This is a genomic window from Oleiphilus sp. HI0117, assembly GCF_001635235.1.
In genome coordinates, this window is sequence record NZ_LWGA01000037.1 from 1 (window position 1) to 1,117 (window position 1,117).

Here is a 1,117-nt window from a genome sequence, read left to right on the forward strand (position 1 = left end):
AAGCGGATGCATCAACATTTGTGATTAAAACTGTAAATGGCAAGGTTCGAAAGAAAGGTAAGGGTTTAAGTTTCTTTTATAGCCCAGCAACGACATCGATCGCAGCGCTACCTGTCAACGTGCAAGAAGCGCCGTTTATCTTTGGCTTGCAAACGGCAGACTATCAATCTGTTCGTGTTCAAGGGCAGGTCAGCTTTAGGGTTGAGTCGGCAGAAAAGACGGCAGATATGTTGAACTTTTCCTTGGCCAAAAACGGTGAGTCATTTATTTCTGATGACCCAATGAAATTGAGTGATCGTGTAATTCGAAAGTTACAGACGACTGCGCAAAGCAATATTCAGAAGTGTAGCTTAAGGGAGTCCTTAGTTGCCGTTCAATCATTGGTAGAGCTATTAAGAAAGGCTGTTAGTAATGACCCTTCTTTGGATGAAATGGGCTTGATGGTTTTGGATATTTCAATCACCGCCATTACCCCTACGCCAGAAACTATGAAAGCTTTGGAGGCAGTGGCAAGAGAAGAGATACTTAAGCAGTCAGATGATGCAACATACGGTCGTCGCAAAGCGTCTGTAGAGCAAGAACGTATGATCAAAGAGGCAGAGCTTGAAACGGATATGTCTGTTCAGCAAAAAGAACAACTTATGGCGGAGCAGAGAGTTGCAAACGAACGTGCACTTTTAGACAGCAAAGCGCAAATAGAGCAGGAATCTTTGCAGGCAGAAATTGATAGAGAGGAGCAACGTAAAGACCTTGTTATGCGCAGTGCTGAGAATAATCGGACTGAGGCGGATGTTGAGAGCTATGCAATTGCCTCAAAAATGGAAGCGTTTAAAACCTTACCTGTAGAGAACTTAAAAGCAATGGCCTTAGCCAATATGGAGCCAGATCAGCTGATGGCCATGGCGTTTGAATCGTTAGCACAGAACGCTGGCAAAATTGGTGAATTGACGATTACGCCAGATTTGTTCGGCCAAATGATGAAACGAAATGTGGCTTGATAAATTGACTTTGAATTTAATGACTAAGAAGAGTAAATGACATGAACGATTGTACCTTTGTGCTAGTAACCCGAAAGACTCGATTGCAAGAGTTGGTCGAGCGCTTCAATAGCTGGGCT

General features: G+C 43.4%; 1 protein-coding gene. It reads left to right on the plus strand.

The window, feature by feature from the left end:
- The coding region (locus tag A3757_RS00770) for an SPFH domain-containing protein (protein ID WP_068738983.1) at positions 1–998 on the plus strand (998 nt) is incomplete at its 5' end.
- Between the last annotated feature and the right edge of the window lie 119 nt (positions 999–1,117).